General features: G+C 44.5%; 15 protein-coding genes. 4 read left to right on the top strand and 11 right to left on the bottom strand.

All coding sequences use genetic code 11. The annotated features are described in order from the left end of the window. Positions 1-10 precede the first annotated feature (10 nt). Positions 11-469 (bottom strand): ATPase, encoded by a 459-nt coding sequence (locus Q0852_RS12890; protein ID WP_299018533.1) that lies wholly within the window; start codon positions 467-469, stop codon positions 11-13. Positions 470-481: 12 nt separating this feature from the next. Next, entirely contained in the window at positions 482-1840 is a 1359-nt protein-coding gene (locus Q0852_RS12885; protein ID WP_299018531.1) for an MBL fold metallo-hydrolase, read from the bottom strand. Between the two features lie 408 nt (positions 1841-2248). Between Q0852_RS12885 and Q0852_RS12880 the strand changes: the two genes are divergently transcribed. Together Q0852_RS12880 and Q0852_RS12875 are read left to right on the top strand one after the other, a co-directional pair. Continuing rightward, positions 2249-3937, top strand: a complete 1689-nt coding sequence (locus tag Q0852_RS12880; protein ID WP_299018529.1) for an NAD-dependent malic enzyme — start codon at positions 2249-2251, stop codon at positions 3935-3937. Positions 3938-4269: 332 nt separating this feature from the next. Beyond that, a complete protein-coding gene (locus tag Q0852_RS12875) occupies positions 4270-4947 on the top strand; it encodes an ElyC/SanA/YdcF family protein (RefSeq protein WP_299018527.1) in 678 nt (225 codons plus the stop codon). 59 nt (positions 4948-5006) lie between these two features. Here the strand turns inward: Q0852_RS12875 and Q0852_RS12870 are convergent, their stop codons facing one another. Next, entirely contained in the window at positions 5007-5132 is a 126-nt protein-coding gene (locus Q0852_RS12870; protein WP_299018525.1) for a hypothetical protein, read from the bottom strand. A 565-nt stretch (positions 5133-5697) separates the two neighbouring features. Between Q0852_RS12870 and Q0852_RS12865 the strand changes: the two genes are divergently transcribed. Further along, a complete protein-coding gene (locus Q0852_RS12865; RefSeq protein WP_299018523.1) occupies positions 5698-7068 on the top strand; it encodes a DASS family sodium-coupled anion symporter in 1371 nt (456 codons plus the stop codon). Positions 7069-7238: 170 nt separating this feature from the next. Here Q0852_RS12865 and Q0852_RS12860 read toward each other — a convergent pair whose 3' ends face one another. From Q0852_RS12860 to Q0852_RS12830, 7 genes are all read right to left on the bottom strand, one after another. After that, positions 7239-8228 carry a Gfo/Idh/MocA family oxidoreductase gene (locus tag Q0852_RS12860; protein WP_299018521.1) on the bottom strand — a complete coding sequence of 330 codons (990 nt, stop codon included), beginning with the start codon at positions 8226-8228 and terminating at the stop codon, positions 7239-7241. 46 nt (positions 8229-8274) lie between these two features. After that, complete coding sequence (locus tag Q0852_RS12855) at positions 8275-9618, bottom strand: GGDEF domain-containing protein (protein WP_299018519.1); 1344 nt, start codon at positions 9616-9618, stop codon at positions 8275-8277. Positions 9619-9888: 270 nt separating this feature from the next. Next, entirely contained in the window at positions 9889-11160 is a 1272-nt protein-coding gene (locus Q0852_RS12850; protein WP_299018518.1) for a DEAD/DEAH box helicase, read from the bottom strand. A gap of 110 nt (positions 11161-11270) precedes the next feature. Then, positions 11271-12179, bottom strand: a complete 909-nt coding sequence (gene nagK / locus Q0852_RS12845) for an N-acetylglucosamine kinase (protein ID WP_299018516.1) — start codon at positions 12177-12179, stop codon at positions 11271-11273. Between the two features lie 202 nt (positions 12180-12381). Then, on the bottom strand, positions 12382-13098 hold the full coding sequence (locus Q0852_RS12840) for a tRNA-uridine aminocarboxypropyltransferase (protein WP_299018514.1): 717 nt from the start codon (positions 13096-13098) through the stop codon (positions 12382-12384). Positions 13099-13281: 183 nt separating this feature from the next. Continuing rightward, positions 13282-15930: a TIM-barrel domain-containing protein gene (locus Q0852_RS12835; protein ID WP_299018512.1), complete on the bottom strand. Its 2649-nt coding sequence runs from the start codon at positions 15928-15930 to the stop codon at positions 13282-13284. A 337-nt stretch (positions 15931-16267) separates the two neighbouring features. Continuing rightward, entirely contained in the window at positions 16268-18388 is a 2121-nt protein-coding gene (locus Q0852_RS12830; protein WP_299018510.1) for a plasmid pRiA4b ORF-3 family protein, read from the bottom strand. A 415-nt stretch (positions 18389-18803) separates the two neighbouring features. Here Q0852_RS12830 and Q0852_RS12825 point away from each other — a divergent pair, with 415 nt between their 5' ends. Continuing rightward, positions 18804-20789: a bifunctional metallophosphatase/5'-nucleotidase gene (locus Q0852_RS12825; RefSeq protein ID WP_299018508.1), complete on the top strand. Its 1986-nt coding sequence runs from the start codon at positions 18804-18806 to the stop codon at positions 20787-20789. A 66-nt stretch (positions 20790-20855) separates the two neighbouring features. Here Q0852_RS12825 and Q0852_RS12820 read toward each other — a convergent pair whose 3' ends face one another. Further along, positions 20856-21137, bottom strand: coding sequence for a hypothetical protein (locus Q0852_RS12820; protein ID WP_299018506.1), 282 nt, complete (start codon positions 21135-21137; stop codon positions 20856-20858). Between the last annotated feature and the right edge of the window lie 105 nt (positions 21138-21242).

The raw sequence follows: 21242 nt of genomic DNA, 5'->3' as shown, positions 1-21242 counted from the left end.
TGGAGTGCTATTACATATCCTGCAAACGGTTAGCACTATGAACCATCCGCATTGCCTCATGTTTTTCCAAATCCGCAAGTTCGACTAATAGCTCTTTACTTGATTCAGTCTCAGCCCTATCGCTCAAATACCGATAAAGCTCAATTACCTGAGAGTGAAGATGAGTAACTTCAGAAATAATCTCATCCGTTTCAAGCTCTGAAAACGGACAGTCAGCTAACTTATGACGAATAATAGGATGCTGATCAAAATATTCGTAGCACCACGTATTGAGGATATTTTCACTGGCTGATTTTTCAAATTTACCAATCACTGCCTCCAATTTCTCTTCATGTTCAGCCAGATATTTCAGCAACAATTTAACTCGTTCACTATCGCTTTGATCCACACAGCTCTGCATACAATCGGCCAAACAGCGATGAAATTCTTGCGTCCAGTGCAGGACATCTTTTAACGTTTCGACTTGCATACTCGTATACCTCTATATCGTTAGAATATTTTGATAACCCGCAATTTCAACATCAAACTCCGTATTACGTCGCAAATGATCTCGCATTCCCTCCAATGCGTCGGGGTCGCCATGAATAAGCTGGATAGGCATCCCCTTCCGTAGCTTGGAGTGCTTCAACCATTGCTCAATCTCCAGATAATCCCCATGTCCAGATACGCCGTGCATCACTTCAACCCGCGCACGATTAAGGATCCACTTGCCATGGACTTTAACCATCTCGGCACCCTCAAGCAATTTTGCGCCACGGGTTCCCCCTGCCTGATAGCCCGTCAATAACAATGTTGTCCGGTGATCCGATAAAAGGTGTTTAATATGATGCAAGATCCGGCCTCCAGTCACCATGCCGCTACCAGCTATAATAATGTGGGGAAAACGCATTTCTGCCAACGCCTTGGATTCCTCCACACTGCGCGTGTAAATTGCTGTATTACACATAGCATAGCACTGAGAATGTGTGAGCCGATGTTCTGAGGAATAACGGGTATATATGTCAGAGACATTTATAGCCATCGGGCTATCAAGATAAGTTGGTAAATGAGGAATACGATCGTCAGCCATCAGCACAGACAACATATGCATCAGTGTCTGGGAACGCCCAACAGCAAAACACGGAATTAACAGCACCCCGCCCTTTTGCGCCGTCTCATTGACAATATCGGCCAGCTGTTGGAAAGGATCTGTTTTTTTATGGTGGCGATTACCGTAAGTGGATTCGAGTAACAGTAAATCAAGCTCCGGTAGCGGGTCCGGTGGCATCATCAAGATATCGTCCGAGCGACCTACATCACCGGAAAATCCGACTTTCTTTCCTTCTGCTTCTATTATGATGCTGGCTGCCCCGAGAATATGGCCAGCATTCTGAAAATAAATCGTTATATCACCAACACTAAAACGCTCATCATATTCGACTGTTTTGAACAGCTTCATTGACTGCTCCGCCGTAGCGCGATCATATAAAGGCTCAGGAGTATCATGCTTACTTATATGATGCTTACCATAGAACCGCGCATCTTCTTCCTGCAGATTTCCGCTATCAGCCAACAAGATCCGACAGAGCGCCTCTGTCGCTGTATGGGTAAAAACTGGTCCTCGATAGCCTTTTTTGTATAAAACCGGTATGTAGCCGGAATGATCCAAGTGTGCATGAGTTAAAAGAATCGCATCTAATTGATGAATATCGACCAAAAGCAAAGGTTGCCAATTTCGCCTTCTCAGCCATTTGTAACCTTGGTATAAACCACAGTCCACCAGCACCCGGGTTGTCTTGGTTTCCACCAAAAACTTGGAGCCTGTCACCGTTTCACAACCACCTAAAAATACTATTTTCATGTATTTCTCTGCATAGATATACGAGTGTATTACATACATAGTAGTAAATGCATGGCATATAACCTCATAGGGTATTTTTTAGCATTTCCTATAAATTGAGACAGAATTGAACAAATGAAACCACCTTAAAAAAAACGACAAAAAATACAAAAGATCCGGTAATTACAAAAGATACAAAAGACACAAAAGCCACATAAACACCCAAGCTTTCAATTTATGCGAAACATTGAATTTACGCTTGCGCCACAATAGTGGGGCAATTCCCCTCTTGAGCAAAAAACGTGATCACTTTATTGAAAAATATTCGCATCTTCCTTTGAAATAAAAGAATTATAGGAATAGGATTAGCGCCTAAAATGAAATTTAAATTTCATTAATAACTACCTAACCATAACCAGAGTCTATTGCATGAAAAACGATAAAAGACCTCTCTACATTCCGTACGCTGGCCCAGCGTTACTTGAAACTCCTCTGTTAAACAAAGGTAGTGCATTCTCTGTAGAAGAACGCATGTTCTTCAACCTGGAAGGTCTGCTTCCAGAAGCGATTGAAACAATTGAAGAACAAACCGAACGTGCTTATCAGCAGTATCTGAACTTTGATAATGATATGGATAAGCACATCTTCCTACGCAACATCCAAGACACGAACGAGACTCTGTTCTATCGTCTGGTAGAAAACCACATTACTGAAATGATGCCTATCATCTACACACCAACTGTAGGTGCGGCATGTGAAAACTTCTCAAATATCTACCGTCGTGGCCGTGGTCTGTTCATCTCATATCCAAACCGTGATCGCATTGAAGATATGCTAAACAACGCATCTCGCCACAATGTAAAAGTTATCGTTGTAACTGACGGTGAGCGTATCCTGGGTCTGGGCGACCAAGGTATCGGTGGTATGGGTATCCCAATCGGTAAGCTTGCTCTTTACACTGCATGTGGTGGTATCAGCCCGGCTTATACTCTTCCTGTAGTACTTGATGTTGGTACCAACAACCCACAGCGCCTGTCTGACCCAATGTACATGGGCTGGCGCCACCCTCGTATTACTGGCCAGGAATACGATAACTTTGTTGATGAGTTTATCCAGGCAGTTAAGCAGCGCTGGCCTGAAGCACTAATCCAGTTTGAAGACTTCGCTCAGAAGAATGCTATGCCACTGCTAGAGCGTTACAAAGACGAAGTTTGCTGCTTCAACGATGACATCCAGGGTACAGCAGCAGTTAGCGTTGGTTCTCTATTGGCTGCTTGTAAAGCTGCAGGCACGAAACTGTCTCAACAGCGTATTACTTTCCTTGGTGCAGGTTCAGCTGGTTGTGGTATTGCAGAAGCAATCATTGCTCAGATGGTTTCTGAAGGTATCTCTGAGAAACAAGCTCGTAGCCAAGTGTTCATGGTTGACCGTTGGGGTCTGCTAGTTGATGACATGCCAAACCTGATCAACTTCCAGCAGAAGCTTGTTCAGCCTCGCTCTAAGATCAACAAGTGGAAAACAGCAGATAACAACATCTCTCTACTAGATGTTATGCGTCATGCCAAGCCTACTATCATGATCGGTGTATCTGGCGTACCAGGTCTATTCAGCGAAGAAGTTATCCGCGAAATGCATAAGCATTGTGAGCGCCCGATTATCTTCCCACTGTCTAACCCAACTAGCCGTGTAGAAGCAACGCCAGCAGACATCATCCGTTGGACTGACGGTAATGCACTAGTTGCCACTGGTTCTCCATTTGAGCCGGTTGTACACAATGGTAAAACTTACCCAATCGCACAATGTAACAACAGCTACATCTTCCCTGGCATCGGCCTAGGTGTACTGGCTGTAGGTGCAAACCGTGTTACCAACGAAATGCTAATGGAAAGTAGCCGTGCCCTGGCAGAGTGTTCTCCACTGGCAATTAATGGTGAAGGTGCTCTGCTACCGCCTCTTGAAGATATTCAAAAGGTTTCTCGTCACATTGCATATGCTGTAGCGAAGAAAGCAGTAGAACAAGGCAAAGCGCCAAATAGCACTGACGAGCGTATCAAAGAGAAGATCGACGCGAACTTCTGGCAATCAGAATACCGCCGTTACAAGCGTACTTCTTTCTAATCTGAAGACGCCTGTTAATAAGCCCGCTCTCTTAGCGGGCTTTTTTGTTTTTCCCACTGTACATAAAGTTTGCCCACCACTTCCCCTCCTCAAAAGCTATGCTTTTCACACGGCAGCTACAGATTTGACATGGTTTTTGCATAACATTATCAAGATATTAAGGTATTATACTTATACCAAACTAATTAGTTTTCTATCCTGGCTACGCTATACAAAGGACAGAAACTAGGCGCTTGATTGTTGGTTTATTCATAGCACGTTGAAATACCAATTCCTGATGCCATTTACTTTTAACACAAGAGTTTATTTTACATTTTTACATCTGGATTCGTATGAAGCTGCTTTACTTATTTCGCATTTCTGCAGTACTGCTAATCGTTTTAGTCGGGGCGAGTTTACTTATTGATCGCTGGATCTCCGCCTATACATCCGATCGCATTTTTACTGACACTTCTCTTATTCCATCCCGCACGGTCGGCCTGGTGCTAGGCACCAGCAAATATATCGCGAAGAACCTCAATCCATACTACGACTACCGAATGTCAGCGGCCCTATCTTTATACCAACTTGACAAGATCAATATCCTATTACTAAGCGGTGACAACGCTCACCGTTCCTATAACGAACCATGGACAATGAAACGTGATCTGTTAAAAGCAGGCATACCGGATAAAGACATTGTTCTTGATTACGCAGGTTTTCGTACTCTGGACTCTGTAGTCAGAGCCAAAAACGTATTCGAAACTAACCACTTTGTCATCATTACCCAGAAGTTCCATTGTGAACGAGCACTGTTTATCGCCCAAAGCAATAATATCGACGCCATTTGCTTGGCGGTCCCTGAACCCCGGGGTCTGGCAGGGCTTAAAATTCGCACTCGTGAAGTCCTTGCCCGAGTAAAAGCCATGATTGATATATATCTTTTAGATATTCAACCGCGTTTCCCTGGCCCTAAAGAACCTATTTCAACACAAGAAATGGTGATAGAAGGGCCTATGCCCCAACAATAAAAAAAGCCGCTGTATCCAGCGGCTTTTTTCTGTAAATCTGTCCTAGATGAAATAACTACTTAGCGCAGTTTCTGCTTTTCCACCTTTTCAATAAAAGACTTCATAAACCTCATCCTGACTTCTTTCATATGCGCCTGCGCATCACTATGGACACGCTTACGCACCCCCTGTGCTTTTGCACTCATAACAACCTAGCCTCAACTTAATTTAATTTTATAATTAACAATCTTTATTTTTGCTTATGATACATAAGGCATAATGTCGCTGTTATCAGTTTTTATTGAGCACAGTAACTTTTGTGACAGAAAGCACAAAACAACATTTTTCTGACTCACAACAAGTCAAAAAGCCGACGAATAACTCTAACTTTTTACCCTCTATTTTAAGACTGCTCACGACTTATTTTTTTACCCAATTTAAAATGCGTTAAAAATAACGCAAAAAAATCACCTCCTTGTTTCAACCTAATACGAAACTGAACAATATTGAAATCATGTAACAGTTAATATAACTACCATAATGTCTACTTTCCCCCGCTTATACAGAATGATTATCTAGCGAAGTTCGCTATGGGTATATTTCCACACATATCAGAATGACAAGCTCACAAAAAAAACAATCCCCCCACCGACAAGATAACAAACAGCCATCAACCAGTTAACAATTACCAAATAGACTGTAACATCCGCAATAACAAAAATGTTGTGCGCTTTATCGCAACCATTACTATACCCATTAAAAGGAAAGCATATGACAGCCTTAACCCTGACACTGAAAAAGTGGCTGTTTGACCGGAACAGCATCATTCTACTGGCAGACATCGCCCTATTTACCCTATTGTTAAACACCCTCCCCTTTGAACAAGATGTTGTTGTCGGTCTGAGTATTCTGGCCTTTGTCGCCATTCTATGGCTAACCGAAGCCCTGCATGTCAGTATCACTGCCATATTGGTTCCGCTACTGGCAATTGGCTTTGGTATCTTTAAAACACCTCAGGCGCTCGGCAACTTTGCCAACCCAATTATTTTCTTATTCCTGGGCGGTTTTGCCCTTGCCGCAGCCCTGCACAAACAAGAACTCGACAAAGCGATTGCCGACAAGGTATTACTAATTGCCAAAGGGCGTATGTCTGTAGCCGTATTTATGTTGTTTGGCGTTACGGCAGCACTGTCAATGTGGATCAGTAATACTGCAACCACAGCAATGATGCTTCCTCTGGTGCTTGGTGTACTCAACAAAGTAAATGAACAAAGCCATCGCAGTACCTATGTCTTCGTCCTGCTGGGTATTGCTTACTGTGCAAGTATTGGTGGTATCGCGACAGTTGTTGGTAGCCCGCCCAACGCCATTGCCGCCGCTGAAGTTGGACTGAGCTTTACCGAGTGGATGGAATTTGGCCTGCCAATTTCGTTAATGCTATTACCTATCACTGTTGCACTGCTTTACTTTTTGCTAAAGCCAGATCTTAACCACACCTTCGAACTTGACCATAAGCCGGTACAGTGGAGCAACGGTAAACTTATTACCCTGACTATCTTCGCTCTGACAGTAATGCTTTGGATTTTTAGTAAGCCTATCAATGCATTCCTTGGCGGTTTCAGTAAGTTCGACACCTTGATTGCCCTCGGCGCCATAGTCTTGCTAGGTGTATCGCGAGTGGTTGAATGGAAGGATATCGAGAAATCAACTGACTGGGGTGTATTGCTACTATTCGGTGGTGGTATCTGCCTGAGCAATGTCCTGAAGGCTACTGGCACCAGCGTCTTCTTGGCACATAGCCTGAGTGGCCTCCTAGAGCAAGCAGGCCTGTTCTTCACCATCTTAGTTATCGCTGCTTTCGTTGTGTTCCTGACTGAATTTGCCAGTAACACCGCCAGTGCTGCCTTGCTGGTACCGGTTTTTGCTACCGTCGCCGAAGCACTGGGCGTATCTCCGGTCATCCTGTCTGCACTGATTGCAGTATCTGCATCTTGTGCCTTCATGCTACCGGTTGCGACGCCACCGAATGCTATCGTCTTTGGATCTGGTCATATCAAGCAGTCTGAAATGATGAAAGTCGGTATCTACCTCAACATCGCCTGTATCGGTGCGCTAACCATGTTTGCATGGATGTTCTGGTAACCCCTGAAGAGCTAATCTCCAGTTTTTCAAAAGTTAAACCCTGCACTACGACTAACAATAAATAAATGTTCCCTCTCAGGTGGCCGACTATGGCCACCTTTTTTAACGACTAAATACCGTTACCCTTAACAACTAAAAGTCAGTCGCAAAAATTTGTTTGTCCTAGGTAACTAGACCAGCATATCTTCATCAGCCGGAAAGCGGACACCAACAACATTGCGAGCCTGAGTGATAATCGTGTTGACAATCTGAGTACGCGCCAAACCAGAATGGTCAATGTGCTGCTTTTCAACCAGACGGGCAAACTCCACCGCTTCGTAATACATCACATTTTCTTCCTGCGATTGAGTCAGCTCGAGAGCTGGTTCACCTGGTCTGTGCAGCATTACCGATTTGCACTCTGAAATACCATCAACCAGCATAGTTCCCTGCTCACCTTGCAATTCGCTTGGGATTAACCCGTCACTGACTTTGGAATGGCTGATCACCACATCAAACTGGCTATAGTGAAGCACCAGAGTGCCATGTGCATCCACCCCCGAATCGAGCAATACACCTTGCGCTGTAAAGCTGTTTGGCTCACCAAACAATCCAATCGCTGCGCTTAGCGGATATATCCCGATGTCCATCAGCGAACCGTTGGAAAACGCCGGATTAAAGGTATTCGGGTTTTCGCCATTCAAATACTTGCTATAACGGGAAGAGAGCTGGCAGTAGGAAAAATAGACTTTTCGAAGCTTACCCAATTTCGGTAGTGCCTCACGAATACGCTGAAAATTAGGTGTATACGTTGTTTTCATTGCCTCAAACAAAACAACGCCTTTCTCTCGGGCCATTGTTATCAAGGCATCAACCTCAGCAATATTTGAAGCCAGCGGCTTTTCACCAATGACATGTTTACCTTGTTCAATAAACAATTTTGCTTGAGGTCCATGGAGGGAGTTCGGGCTGGCAATATATACCGCATCCAAGGCATCGCTTGCCGACATTTCTTCCAAGCTGTCAAAACACAAACTAACGTCATATTTTGCCGCAAACTCTTGAGCATTCTCTATCTGACGGGAATACACCGCCGCCAACTGATATTTACCTGTTTTCAATGCGGCTTCGATATAGCTATCGGTTATCCAATTCGTACCAATCACACCAAAACGAATCATAATTGTCACAGCTACCTTATTGTCATTCCGTGAATATAGTCGGCTATCATACCAAACTACTGATGCGCTTATTAATATATTCTAAACGAACGCTTTTTACCTCAACCCTGTTCCTTCCACCCTGTTTTGCTGCATAAAGCGCACTGTCCGCCCGGTCTAGCAATGACTCAAAGCTTTCATCTCCGGTCAGTTCGGCAACACCGATACTACAAGTAACAGGTAAGTCATCAGTCCATTGGTTAGATTCCACAACGGCCCTTAAATGCTGAGCAAAAGGCTCAGCATACGAAAGTGATTCACCAGGACAAAAGATAATAAATTCTTCTCCGCCCCAACGAACAAACACATTACTCTCACAGATTTGACTCTCTAGCAGCTTTGCAAAGGCTTTCAGGATCTCATCTCCTTTGAGATGGCCATACCTATCATTAATAGACTTAAAGTGATCAATATCGAGATAGATTAAAGAGAATGCACTACCATGGATTATTGCGTCCTCAATCGCTTCTTCCAGCCAGGCTGATACTGCATTACGATTTTTTGTACCTGTTAAAGCATCTCTATAAGCCAGCTCTTCAAAACGCCGGGTTCTTTCAAACAATGCCCGATTAGTCGTACGCAGCTCATTGCGACGAGCTTCTACCGATTTAAGGTTACCTTGTAACCGAAAGTATTCCAGCAATAGAAAAGCCCCCGCCGCCGCCAGCCACATTAAGACGTTAAACTTCAACAGTGATGCTTCTGATATCCATTTCCCATAAAACACCAGAGACTTAATTTTGAGCTTATAGTTAGCTGGAATGATTTTGCCCGCCGTTGAAACCTGAATTTCAATAACATTGTTAACTTGCTGACCTGATTCTTCAATGGGGATTTCATAGTCTGCAATCCACCATGAGAGCACCTGAAATGCCTGCATCGGTATGACAGATAAACCACTCCCCATTCCGGGAGAAAACTCAATTGAATTATATTTAAGAGACAGTGGATCACGGAGATCTGAGTAAGCCGGGTCAAAATTACGCAGATATACACGAATACGTTCTGAGAACGGTGGGCTTTTATAGTCAAGCTCTAAACCAATCGAGTGATACTTACTCAAATCGACTCCCATGGAGTCATTACTCAACATTATAGAAACACCACAGAACGGCCACCTCGCTACATCTGTGATATTGCATTCAAGCGTGAGTGAGTGGCCATCATAATCAAGCCATGACTTCGTTGAACCATCATAGTCGCTGTCATCAATACTTTTAAAGGATGTTAACTTAGAAGAAATAACCAGCTCAGTATCAAAAACCCCAGAGAGGTAACATAAATAGGATGATACTGTGACAATGATAAGGGTATAAACAGCTAGTCGAATACGCCGAGTAAGCTTTGTCACATTCCCCCCAAACTCGCACTACATTGTAATTTCAGAAAAACGCGCGAACACTAGCAAAGAGCCTAATGTTCAACAATTTATTATTTGGTTACAGCAAATAATTGAGACAGGAATACATCTTTCACGCTCAAAAAACATCAAATAAGTCAGAATTGACCCATAAACTCAGTCGCCAACATTTTTTTTGATATATTTAAGCCGCCAATACATAAGAAAATCACACTGACGGCTTTTATATAAAAGCAGTTTTAACGCTTATCGTCTTAACACTTATCGACGAGTATGACGACCACGATTCTTGTGAATTTTATGCTTTGCTTTTGCTTTACGTTTGTCAGCAGAACGACCACGGCGACGATTTTCCGGAGGTTCAATCGTCGGGTCAGGCTCATAGCCTTCCAGCCACTGCTGTGGCAGACGAGTATCCAGCAGCTCTTCAATTGCCTTTAGCGCCCACTCTTCATCCAGGCTCATTAGTGAAATGGCATTGCCCGCCTGACCAGCCCGGCCAGTACGCCCGATACGGTGAACATAATCCTCAGCTTTGAACGGCATATCAAAGTTCACGACATATTCCAACTGATCGATATCTAGCCCGCGCGCAGCAACATCTGTTGCAACCAACACTCTGATCTTGCCTGTTTTAAAATCATTTAATGCGCGCTGTCTTGCGCCCTGGCTCTTATCACCATTGATTGAAGCTGCTTTAATCCCATCCAACCCCAATTCTTTTGCCAGCTCATCAGAACCCTGTTTCGTTTTAGTAAACACCAAAACCTGTTGCCAGTTTCGAGAACCAATCAGATACGAAAGCAATTCGCGCTTTCGATGCCTGTCAACCGGGTACACCATTTGCTCCACGGTCACGGCTGTACTGTTAGCTGGGGTTACTTCAATCAGCTTAGGATCTTCAAGAATGTCATAAGCCAGTTTTTTCACCTGCTTGGAGAAGGTTGCAGAGAAAAATAGTGTCTGCCTTGCGGTTTTCATCCGCTTCATGATCCGCTTGATATCGTCAATAAAGCCCATATCCAGCATACGATCCGCCTCATCAAGGACAAAGCATTCAACCTTAGCCAAATCAACTGTCCCGACATAAGCGTGATCTAACAGTCGTCCTGGGGTCGCGACCAAAATATCAGCACCTGAACGGATAGCATTTACCTGAACATTCATACTCGTGCCGCCGTAGGCAACGGCCGTTTTAATCGGAGTATCCTTACTATAAGACGTGATGCTGTCATAAACCTGCTGCGCCAATTCTCGGGTCGGTGTCAACACCAAAGCACGGATCTGGATGTTGGCTTTTTCCCTATCAGCACTTGTATCAGGTTCAAGCTCAGGCTGTTCGAGCAAACGTTGAAGTACTGGCAATCCAAATGCAGCCGTTTTACCCGTACCGGTTTGAGCACCAGCCATAATATCGTGACCAGCTAACACTTCTGGAATGGCTTGTTGCTGGACTGGGGTTGGGGTTTTAAAGCCCAAGGCGGTTACGGTATCAACTAGCTGGCTTTGTAGCCCCAACGCTTGAAATGACATGCAGTGTTTCCGGTTCTGAACAAAAGAGCGCGGATTTTAGCAAAGTTTTTCAGAAAATATAAAAAAAGCACTGCTCAGCAGTGCTTTTTCTCTCAATCACTCTTACGTGATTACTTAATGTTCAGGAATGCAGCGCCGCGCACACCACCAGCATCACCGTATTTCGCCTTCACGATTTTCGGAACACGGGCAACAGACAGCAAATGCTTCGGCAAACGCTTAGGCAGCTCGGTGTACAGCAACTCAAAGTTTGATAGGCCACCACCAAGAACCACAACATGAGGATCAAGACCAGTAAACAGGTTTGCCAGACAGATAGCCAGCAGCTCCATAAAACGATCAACATGCTCAACGGCCTTCTCGTCACCTTCTGCGTGACGTTTGATCAACTCAACGGCTTTAACCTTCTCGCCATAATAATGGGTGTAAAGCTGCTCAAAACCACGGCCAGACAGGTAATTATCGATACAACCTTTGTTATCGCAACCACACTCAAATAACGGCGCTTTTTCACCCAGGTGGAACCAGGCATCAATTGGCATACGAGTATGACCCAGCTCACCGGCTACGTGGTTCATACCAGAGAATACATGGCCGTCAAAAACCAAACCGCCGCCAAAACCTGTACCCAGAATCAACCCCAGAACTGATTTTTCGCCTTGTAGTTCTTCATCCCACGCTTCAGAAAGTGCGAAACAGTTAGCATCATTATCGATTACTACACTACGACCCAGTTTTGCTTCCAGATCTTTACGCAGGGTACGACCTTTGGCCGCAGGTACATTTGAGGTCAGTAGTTTGCCATCTTCGGCATCTTCCATTCCCGGAATGCCGATCCCGACAAAACCTTCACAAGAAAATTGCTCATCGGCTTTCTGAATAATACCGACCAAAGTTTCGACTAGTTTTTCATAGTCATCACCCGGCGTCGGCACACGTTCCGTCGCAACGCGTTCCAGTTTCTCATTAAATGCACCAAATTCAATCTTGGTACCGCCCACATCAAAGCCGTAGTACATCCTGCACTCTCCGCAAAATTTATAAAAACAAAACTGAAAAAATTATCCACACATCTACACCTACAGACTGTGACGAGCCACAAGTTTAGTGGGTCAGATAACAGTTTCAGCTCGCGTTTGCCGAAAGAAACAGCAAGTTGTTGTATTAGTTTTCAACCTGCTGTTATTTAATTACTTTATCTGCTAAAACAATACCGCTCAACTACGCTGCCAGATACTCTTTTAACTGCTTGATTGCTGATTCATCCGGCAATACGCGGTTCATTTTTCCTGCAATGTAGTTTTCACGGAAAACATCAAACCAAAGATCCAGTACATCAGCATTTCGCTGTTCACCATACAAGTCGATAATGCGGGCTGCCACTTCCGCGGTCCCCAGCTGATTCTCTTTCGATGCTTCACGTACTTTATAGCGAGAAGGCTTTTCAGGGTTGATAGACAATACCGGAAATTTATTCAGGTACGGGCTCTTACGGAACATCTTCTTGGCTTCCGCCCAGCTACCATCCAGCATAATAAAAAGAGGTCGTTTACCCGTACCCACTTCCACCTTCTCGGCTACACGCTCAGGCTCAGCATATTCATCAGGAAATACCACATAAGGTTGCCACTGTGGGTCATTCAGCAGTTCCAGCATCTCTTGATTTGGCTCGGTACGTGACCAAATATAGGCAAACGTATCTTCAAACAAATCCGCAATCAAACGGCCTGTATTGCTTGGCTTAAGGATTTCATCATCATACATCACCAGCAAAAAGGCAGCATTGGAATCGATAACCGGTTTTTCAGAACAGATACAAAGGTGTTCACGCTGCATACAGTAGCGACAACGTTCAACCTTACAACCCCTTGCCCGAAACGGGCGTGTCGAACGTGCCAAACGTTCTTCGTATAAATTATGTACCGCGTGAATACGCATAGCGCTTTTACCTAAAACAACAAAACGCCAGCATTTTACTGGCGCTTATCTTTGTTGCAATCAAAACCGTAGAATTTATGAGGGCAGCGAAGAACATAACAAACAACCCTATTCACACTAATAGCAATGAAGCCAGCTTTCTGCTGGCTTCATAAATTAACGATTTCAATATTGGTTACACAATTACCGCATAATCACTGACACACTAATTTGGTTGCTGACAGGCAGTGCAACATGCTCAAACACAAGTTGAGTGCCGTCCTGTTTCCAACCGGTTAATTCCTGACCGTTTAACTCCAGTGCTTTAACTTTTCCTTTCAGGCCAAGCCATTCAATCTGAAGAGGTCGGGATTGCGGTGCATTCGCGTAGCTGCCTTGGGTATCGATAACCAACTGAACACCGTTATCTGTATCATGCGTTTTAAACGTCGTTTTACGAACTTCACCATGCAGGTAAGCATTCGTAGCTCCATCATCTTCATACAACGTAAATTCACCGTCACTACCATAGATCCGTGCAGCCAGAATCAGCGGCACATCGCTGGAAAGCGGCATTGCCTGCTGCGGATTAACAGGAACGATAGCACCGTCACGGGCAAACAACGGCAAGGTCAAAACACCATTATCATAAACAGGAAGCTGTTTAAGCCACTCTCCTTTACTGTCAAACAACTGACCTGTACGGTAATCGAACCACTGACCACTCGGAAGATAGACATCTACCGCCGTCTGTCCCATTTTCGCAATCGCAGCCCCCATCAGATCTTTACCCATCATCTTCTGACCAGCCAAGTTATGAGCCTCTAGGTCATCTGCAAAATAGTAATCCATTGACGGATAGACTGGCTCTGCTGCAATATTGGCACGATGGGCCAACGAATACAGGTATGGGATCAACTGATAACGCAGTTTGATATTGGCCTTATTACTAACCATATCACCAACCCGATCCGGCGCTGTCTCTTTGCAGTTACACAAGTTCTCGGTATGCGGACGAACCGGCACCTCAAACAAGGAACTGTAAGCAAACCATTGGGTATAAGTTTCATTCAGGGCGGCTTCACGTTTTTCCGGCACTGCGCTCAAGGCACTGCGATGGAAACCGCCAATATCAGAACTGTAATAATCGATACCTGACAACACGATATTCGGCTGCATGCTGAATTGGCCAGCTAAACTTTCCAGGTTCGTTCCGATATCTGCCGACCACATAGTGGCACCAAAACGCTGGATCCCCGGCGCTCCCGAGCGAGACATCATAAATGGACGAACTTCCGTTTCATTACGCTGATAGCCATTGTAAATGCTTTCCAGCCACTTGAAGTTGAAGATATTATGAACATCATTCTGCGAGCGACCATCTGTATATACACCATTCGGGTTGTACATTTCCGGCTCGCCCAAATCGGTCCAGTGGCCAATCACGCCCATGTCGATAAGTGGTTTACGCTTCCAATCGTGCCATTCATCACCGGCGGAAGCGTTAGTCCAGTCGATCATACCGCCCTTACCCCACCAGTATCCGTAATTATTCGGATCTGAATCAATGACCTTGCCTGTTTTCGCCTCCTTGACCAGGTATCCGCTCTCAGCCATCTTGCCGAACTCTTCCAGTCCGTCACTGACATAGGATTCCTCAATCAACATCATGCCGACACCTTGGGCTTTCAAAGACTTGATTTTCTCTTCTGGTGCAGGGAAATGCTCACGATCCCAAGTCAGGGTGCCCATCTGGCTGGTTGGGCTGAATGCATCAACATTACCGAACCATTGTAAGTCCATAACCACGCCATCAAGAGGAAAATCATGCTGCTTCAGCGTTGCCAGCTTGTCATCCAACTCCAGCCAGTTATCAAAACCATACTCCGATAACCACATGCCAAACATTTTCCGTGGCGGTACCAGCGGGGTACCAACCATCGACATGTATTTCTGACGTAAATCCGGCAAATCTTTCCCGGCCATAAACAAAAAGCTTGGTGTGCCTTCAAGCTGCGAAACTTTCCAAGGTGCCTTGGTGAAATCCCAACTCACAGAATAAACAGTATCTAAGTAAATGGCATAGTTACGCTGTTGTGAATTTATTGCGTACAGGATCGGGAATTGGGTGTTACCTGTACCACCGCCCTGATAGCCTTCCATCTTATTGCCGCCCTGACGTTTAAAGCCAAGCCAGTTGGTATTAAGCTTACCTGGGTCATGAAACTCCTGGCCAAGGCCATTCAACTGATAATCGCCATCTGATTTAAGCGTGAAACTGTTTATTTTATCCGGACAGATGTCACTCAGCTTGCCTGTGGATTTCGATACAATACTCACGCACAGACTTTGAGGATTCACCGTAACTTGTAAATTCGCCGTCGAGAAACCATGTCCGGTTCTATTCAATACCGAAGGACCATTAAACTTAGTGATATCAATCAACTCAGTCGTCGGCAGGGCTTCTGTTTGTGGTTGCGCCTTAAATGCTATCTGAACGACGTCATCGCCCAGCACATCTATTGCCAGGTCACGCTGCGGCTGCTTTGCTTTCTCCAGGAAAAATGCCTGATGTTTGCCAACAACGTCTTCACCAAGCTGTTGCTGTAGCGATTCAAGAAACGCCTGCTCGCTATAATACGTTTTCTTGATAACCGGTTTGAGCGCCTTACGCAGATTGACCTCAGGTACAGCTTTTCGCATCCGAAAAACCTGCACTGGTTCGAGTCGATAACTCAGATCATTCTGATAGCGAAAATAGGCAACATCGGCATAAGCCGAACAACTCACAGCCAAAAGGCTAGGCACGGCGATCCCCAACATCAAGTGCCGTAATGGTATTTTTCCCGTCATGGTTATTCCCTTCAAATGGTACCAACCCACGTTATCTTTACTTTGTACTCTTATGTTCTAAGAAATACGCAATATGCATCAATAACAAAGAGTTGGCCTGTCTCGATATAATTAACGGGAATATACGCTGGCAAAAATCAACTTAAAAGCGATTATTATCAATACTTTATTTGTATTAGCTTCATCACTAAATGTGCAAATAAAAGAAAACAAAAGTCACAGACTGTGACAATGATTCTGGTTTAAAATAGCAATGCTTGTTATGGGATATTTTTAATAAAATTCAAATAAAAAACCAGCATCGCAAGATACTGGTTTCAATAATTAACGATTGTGATTATTCAACAATAATAGCGTCGCGCAACTGTTCATTAACAGATTCCTTGCTCCACTCTTTAGGGTCAAAATCATCAGCATCCCAGCCACTCCACTCAAGTAACTCAAGATCATCCTCGTTACGTCTTTTCAGCGCCTTCAGCAATCCTTCATAACCCGGAATGCCACCACAATCCTCAGGCGGACACATCCGGCTTCCAGCTGTAACCTTTGGCACCAAACAGCATTTGCTCTGAACCTTTTCCAGAGTAATAGTATGCTGCCAATAATCACCGAAATCATAGACATACTCTAGGTGATCACCTGGCTTTTTCAGCAACATCCCAAGCATGACATCTTCCAACTGATCGTAATCATACTCATCAGCCCCTGTCGGATAATTATCACGATCATCAATAAACTGGAACAGATGGCTATCCTCCCATCCCATCGCAATCTGGATTATGGTATGAAGCTCTAGCAATGATGTTTTATTACTTACTGTCATCCTGCGCCATACTTTAGGACGAGTATCATCCAATTCAATTTTAACGACATAACCGGTATCAGGTTCTGCCATCAAATTCAGTGATGATAACCATTGTTTTTCATGTTTTACGGCGTCCAACGATCGCTCAGCCAGCACATTAAGTAACGGTAATTGCTTTCGCTTCAATGGATTGTTGAGCAAATCATATGCATTGAGCCAAAAGATGTCTTCAGACCTTTCCAGCCCCTCAGCTGATTTGGCAAAGTGACAAACCAAACCACTAAGAATCATGCGCTTCACCAACCCAGTCCGATCAGCAAGAAAAACCTTATTAATAACATCTCGCGGAGTTTTGCAACCAGGCGGCAATGAGGTTTCAAACCAAGTATTTACCGATGAATGCATTAACAATAAATCACTGATATTGCGAGCACTCTCTACATCCCTGGCTTCCGGTTTTTGAATGTGTGCCGCAATCATATCGCTCAGGTTTGCAGGTTGCGGCTTAGCCCACTCAGCCGGCAACAAACTCAAAAACAGCAAGGATGCCATATCAAGACACGTTTTTGTTTCCTGGTTTAGGGTCAGCATCCATGGAATAACTTGTTTGATATAGAGCGGGTCTACCTGATGGGTATCAGTTTCCTTACGCATTTTTTCAATCAGCGATGTCCACTCCGCCTTGCTTTCCATCGGTTGATAAAAGCTTTCGGCAATCCCCATATCAAAACGTAAGACGGCATTCCACAACGCATAGCCAAACTTATCCTTGAGCAGAACTGTCAGTATTGCAGCCCCTTCCCCATCAGGCATGCAGGCCATTGCTTCAACCACCGTCACTTTGTTGGTTTTGGCCTTGTTGTACCTCAATACCTGACGCTGCCAATAATCAATCTGTTTTTTTAAATCATCAGCTACAAAGTGGCGCAATACGGTCAGGTAACCCGGTTTTTTCAATTTACACCATTCTTTATCAGGCATTGCAGCCAAAAATTCCCGAGCCTGTGCTGCTATCGACGCCTCATTATGAGAAAGCAACATAACCGCCGCATCAACGTACCAGTCAAAAACCGTCAGTGACGCAAATAACTCCGACATACCCTGAGACGGCATCATTGCCAATTCAGCTTCCATCATAAAAACAAAGTCTTCAGCACAACGAATACCCGACTCACGGATCTCATGCACCATAGCCTCGCTCAATGCATCAACATCAAGCTCCTCTTCAAACTCGGGCTCATAGTGTTGATGCAACCATTCCATGATGTGATCAGAAACAGGGATTTGATGCCCTTTTAGCACCCGAACCACAGCATACAACTGCTCAGGTTCTATGGTTTCCTCATCAAGAGTTTGATTCAGCACATCAGATATTAATTGAGCATAAGCCTGGAAAGCTTCCGGATTGACTCGTCTCATCGTACAAAAAGAGACAGCAGCAAACTCTATCCAGCGGAGCAACTCCTTATACTCAATGGAATCAATCTCATATGGACAGCAAATCCCCATTTGAGTAATCAGAAAAAAAACGGCAGGCTCCTCGAGTAAAGTCTGAATTTCATCCGGCAGTACATCTGGTAGCTGTTCGCTTTTCCCTTCAAGATGCTCTTCTAAATAGTCTTCAAAAATATCGATGATTGATGATAGTTCCACGCCAATAATCCTTTGATTTATCTAAAACAAAGCATACTCATGAATTAAAATACTAACAATCTAACATTCGCATTTTGTTGTTGTGTTCATAAAATGATTGAAAACCACCCTATCCAACCAGAACAATCTCCATCCAATACAATGTCCAAATAACCACCAAACCTGTTTTTGGAACATACAGTTAGCTAAAAGCTAAGTTGCTTACTGTCGCAATCAGTTGCCTTAAAAAGCCTTTATATTTCAGCACCCTAGCCATCACAAAAAAGAGAACGTTTGCGCCAAACGATAAAATCACAGACTAAGTTACCAAAAAATATGTTTGCTCATGCATATATTCTTGGCTATATTGCCCGCGCCTCGCTACTGCGGGGCGTTTTTTTATCTAGCCCCCTAAAAATGATAAATAGGTAATTGAATGACCTTTTCAAAGCCTCTCATCGCACTTTCTATCGCGACCGCACTTGCAGGTTGCGCTCAAACACCTTCACAGCCGGAACACACTTTTACACTGACTGTCGCTCACATTAACGACACGCATTCCAATTTTGATCCGGTAAAATCCAGCTTCAAAGCTGATGAAACTCTGGTTTATAACGAGTTTGGTGGCTTCCCTCGCCTACAAACTATGGCCGATGAATACAAGCAAGCAGCACAAACTGAAAACGACAGCTTTCTGTTCCTTCACGGTGGTGACGCATGGCAAGGCAGCGCCTACTTCAAGCTTAACGAAGGCGCAATGAATGCTGAATTGCTGAGCCAGATGGGCCTTGACGCTATGGCGCTGGGGAACCATGAGTTCGATCTGAATAACACTAAGCTGAACCAGTTCATCAGCGATATCAACTTCCCGGTTGTTGCAGCCAATGTTGATACCAGTAAAGATGCTGATTTGAAAAATCAGACTAACCTGAAGCCTTATGTTGTTTTTGCGTTCGACGGCAATAAAAAAACACCAGTCACTGATCTGAATAACCTGCCAAAAGACAAAGATCTTGTTGCTGTGTTTGGTATTGCCCTAGATGACATGCCAAATCTGGCACCGAATACCGGCAAAGTCGAATTCCATGACATGGTTCAATCCGCCCAGTCAACGGTTGATATGCTGGAGGCTAAAGGCATCCAGAACATTATTGCACTAACCCATATCGGTAATGCTGTCGATCTGGATATCGCCTCTAAAGTTAACGGTATTGACCTTATCGTTGGCGGTCACTCTCATACTTTACTGGGTGACTTCACCAACCTGGGCCATGACCATAACGGCACTTACGCGCAAATGGTCAACAATCCTGACGGCCAAAGCCGGACATGTGTTGTTCAGGCAGGCCAGTATGCTCAAGCCATCGGCCAGCTAAAAGTGATTTTCGATGAGCAAGGTGACGTTACTGACTGTAACGGCCTGAACACCCTGCTAAGTAACGAGGAGTATTACCACTCGCCAACGCGTGAAGCTGCAAGTAAGTTCAACGCAAAAGATACAGCCCAAGTCGTCGACTTCATTGATCAAGAAGAAAATATCACGATTGCTGATGAAGAAATGGCAATGCGTTCGCTTATCGATAGCAAGTACAAGCCAGCTGTCGACAAAGCTTATGGCAGTGTGATTTCCCAAGTAACCGAAGAAATCAACCACGAACGTCGCCCTGGTGACCGCGGTACGGATATACACGGTTCTGATGTAGCGGCTCTGGTTGCTCAAGGTCAATACTACTGGGCAAATAGCGCTGAAGTGCAGAAAGTAACCGGTATGAAAGTGGACTTTGCCCTAATCGGTGCAGGTGGTATCCGTACCAATATGGAAGCCGGCGAATACCGTGAAGGTAATGTTTCACTGGAACTACTGCCATTTTCTAACTTCATGTCTGTATTACCGGTTAAAGGTGCAGACATCAAAGCGTTAATTGAAGGGGCGGTAACTGCAACGCTACCAAAAGGTTCACATGCAGGGAAATTCCCTTATGGTGGCCATATCCGTTACCAGTACACAGAAACTGTTGCCAAACAAAAAGGTAAACTGGATTTCGTGGAAGTTATGACAGGTTCAACGGAAAACCCGAAATGGACTGCACTTGAAGACAACAAGACCTACAACGTTGCAATCAACAATTACAACGCAACCGGTAACGATGGCTGGACACCTCTGTTCAAAGCCCAGCAGAAAAATTCTGGCCGCGTCGACCTGGCTTTCGTTGATGACAAGCTAACAGGCTTCAAAGTGAACAATATCGAAGAAATTGGTGGCAAATACAAAGTTCACTACGAGGTAAGCGGGCCAAACTGTAAAGCAGAAAGCACCCGTTGCAACACCGATGCACAAGCCGTTATTGATTATGTCGCTAACGAACAACCTTCTCTGGCACCACTAAACTATCAGGTAGTCACGTTCAACCGCGCGAAATAAGCTTTATATCACAAGACTAAACTCTCAAAGGGCTTTCTTACACAAAGCCCTTTTTTAGTTACACTCTTATGAATAACCATGTTCCCGCTTCCAGTCCTCGCTCATTTTCTCCAAAACACATAAAGGAAGCGGACGGTGCGCTCTTGCAGGACGAGTAGCGATCATCCGGTAACCTGACGCTTTCAAACGCAAATCAAACGACCGATCAATTGGCATTCCTGCACGGGACAAATCCCAACGGAACATCCGTAACGCCATATACTCATGCTGCTCAATCTCACCACCATATGGGTATTTCAGCACTTTTGCATAGGCCTTTTTCGCCAGCTCGAAGTTTACTTGAATCATAAGCACCCCCAAACACACTGGTTATATTAGGCTCTGTTGTACTTCTGTGTTGCTACGTTATTCAAGCGAGCAACCTATAGTCTATAGGAAGGCTCTCTTTAGCCT

The sequence above is a fragment of the uncultured Photobacterium sp. genome, from assembly GCF_947502415.1.
Taxonomy (GTDB): Bacteria; Pseudomonadota; Gammaproteobacteria; order Enterobacterales; family Vibrionaceae; genus Photobacterium.
This window is presented reverse-complemented; position numbering and strand designations above follow the sequence as displayed.

Bases quoted from the DNA above. Each gene is read 5' to 3' on its own strand.
- Q0852_RS12890 (WP_299018533.1), bottom strand. From the start codon at position 469: ATGCAAGTCGAAACGTTAAAAGATGTCCTGCACTGGACGCAAGAATTT.
- Q0852_RS12885 (WP_299018531.1), bottom strand. From the start codon at position 1,840: ATGAAAATAGTATTTTTAGGTGGTTGTGAAACGGTGACAGGCTCCAAG.
- Q0852_RS12880 (WP_299018529.1), top strand. From the start codon at position 2,249: ATGAAAAACGATAAAAGACCTCTCTACATTCCGTACGCTGGCCCAGCG.
- Q0852_RS12875 (WP_299018527.1), top strand. From the start codon at position 4,270: ATGAAGCTGCTTTACTTATTTCGCATTTCTGCAGTACTGCTAATCGTT.
- Q0852_RS12870 (WP_299018525.1), bottom strand. From the start codon at position 5,132: ATGAGTGCAAAAGCACAGGGGGTGCGTAAGCGTGTCCATAGTGATGCG.
- Q0852_RS12865 (WP_299018523.1), top strand. From the start codon at position 5,698: ATGACAGCCTTAACCCTGACACTGAAAAAGTGGCTGTTTGACCGGAAC.
- Q0852_RS12860 (WP_299018521.1), bottom strand. From the start codon at position 8,228: ATGATTCGTTTTGGTGTGATTGGTACGAATTGGATAACCGATAGCTAT.
- Q0852_RS12850 (WP_299018518.1), bottom strand. From the start codon at position 11,160: ATGTCATTTCAAGCGTTGGGGCTACAAAGCCAGCTAGTTGATACCGTA.
- nagK (WP_299018516.1), bottom strand. From the start codon at position 12,179: ATGTACTACGGCTTTGATGTGGGCGGTACCAAGATTGAATTTGGTGCA.
- Q0852_RS12840 (WP_299018514.1), bottom strand. From the start codon at position 13,098: ATGCGTATTCACGCGGTACATAATTTATACGAAGAACGTTTGGCACGT.
- Q0852_RS12835 (WP_299018512.1), bottom strand. From the start codon at position 15,930: ATGACGGGAAAAATACCATTACGGCACTTGATGTTGGGGATCGCCGTG.
- Q0852_RS12825 (WP_299018508.1), top strand. From the start codon at position 18,804: ATGACCTTTTCAAAGCCTCTCATCGCACTTTCTATCGCGACCGCACTT.
- Q0852_RS12820 (WP_299018506.1), bottom strand. From the start codon at position 21,137: ATGATTCAAGTAAACTTCGAGCTGGCGAAAAAGGCCTATGCAAAAGTG.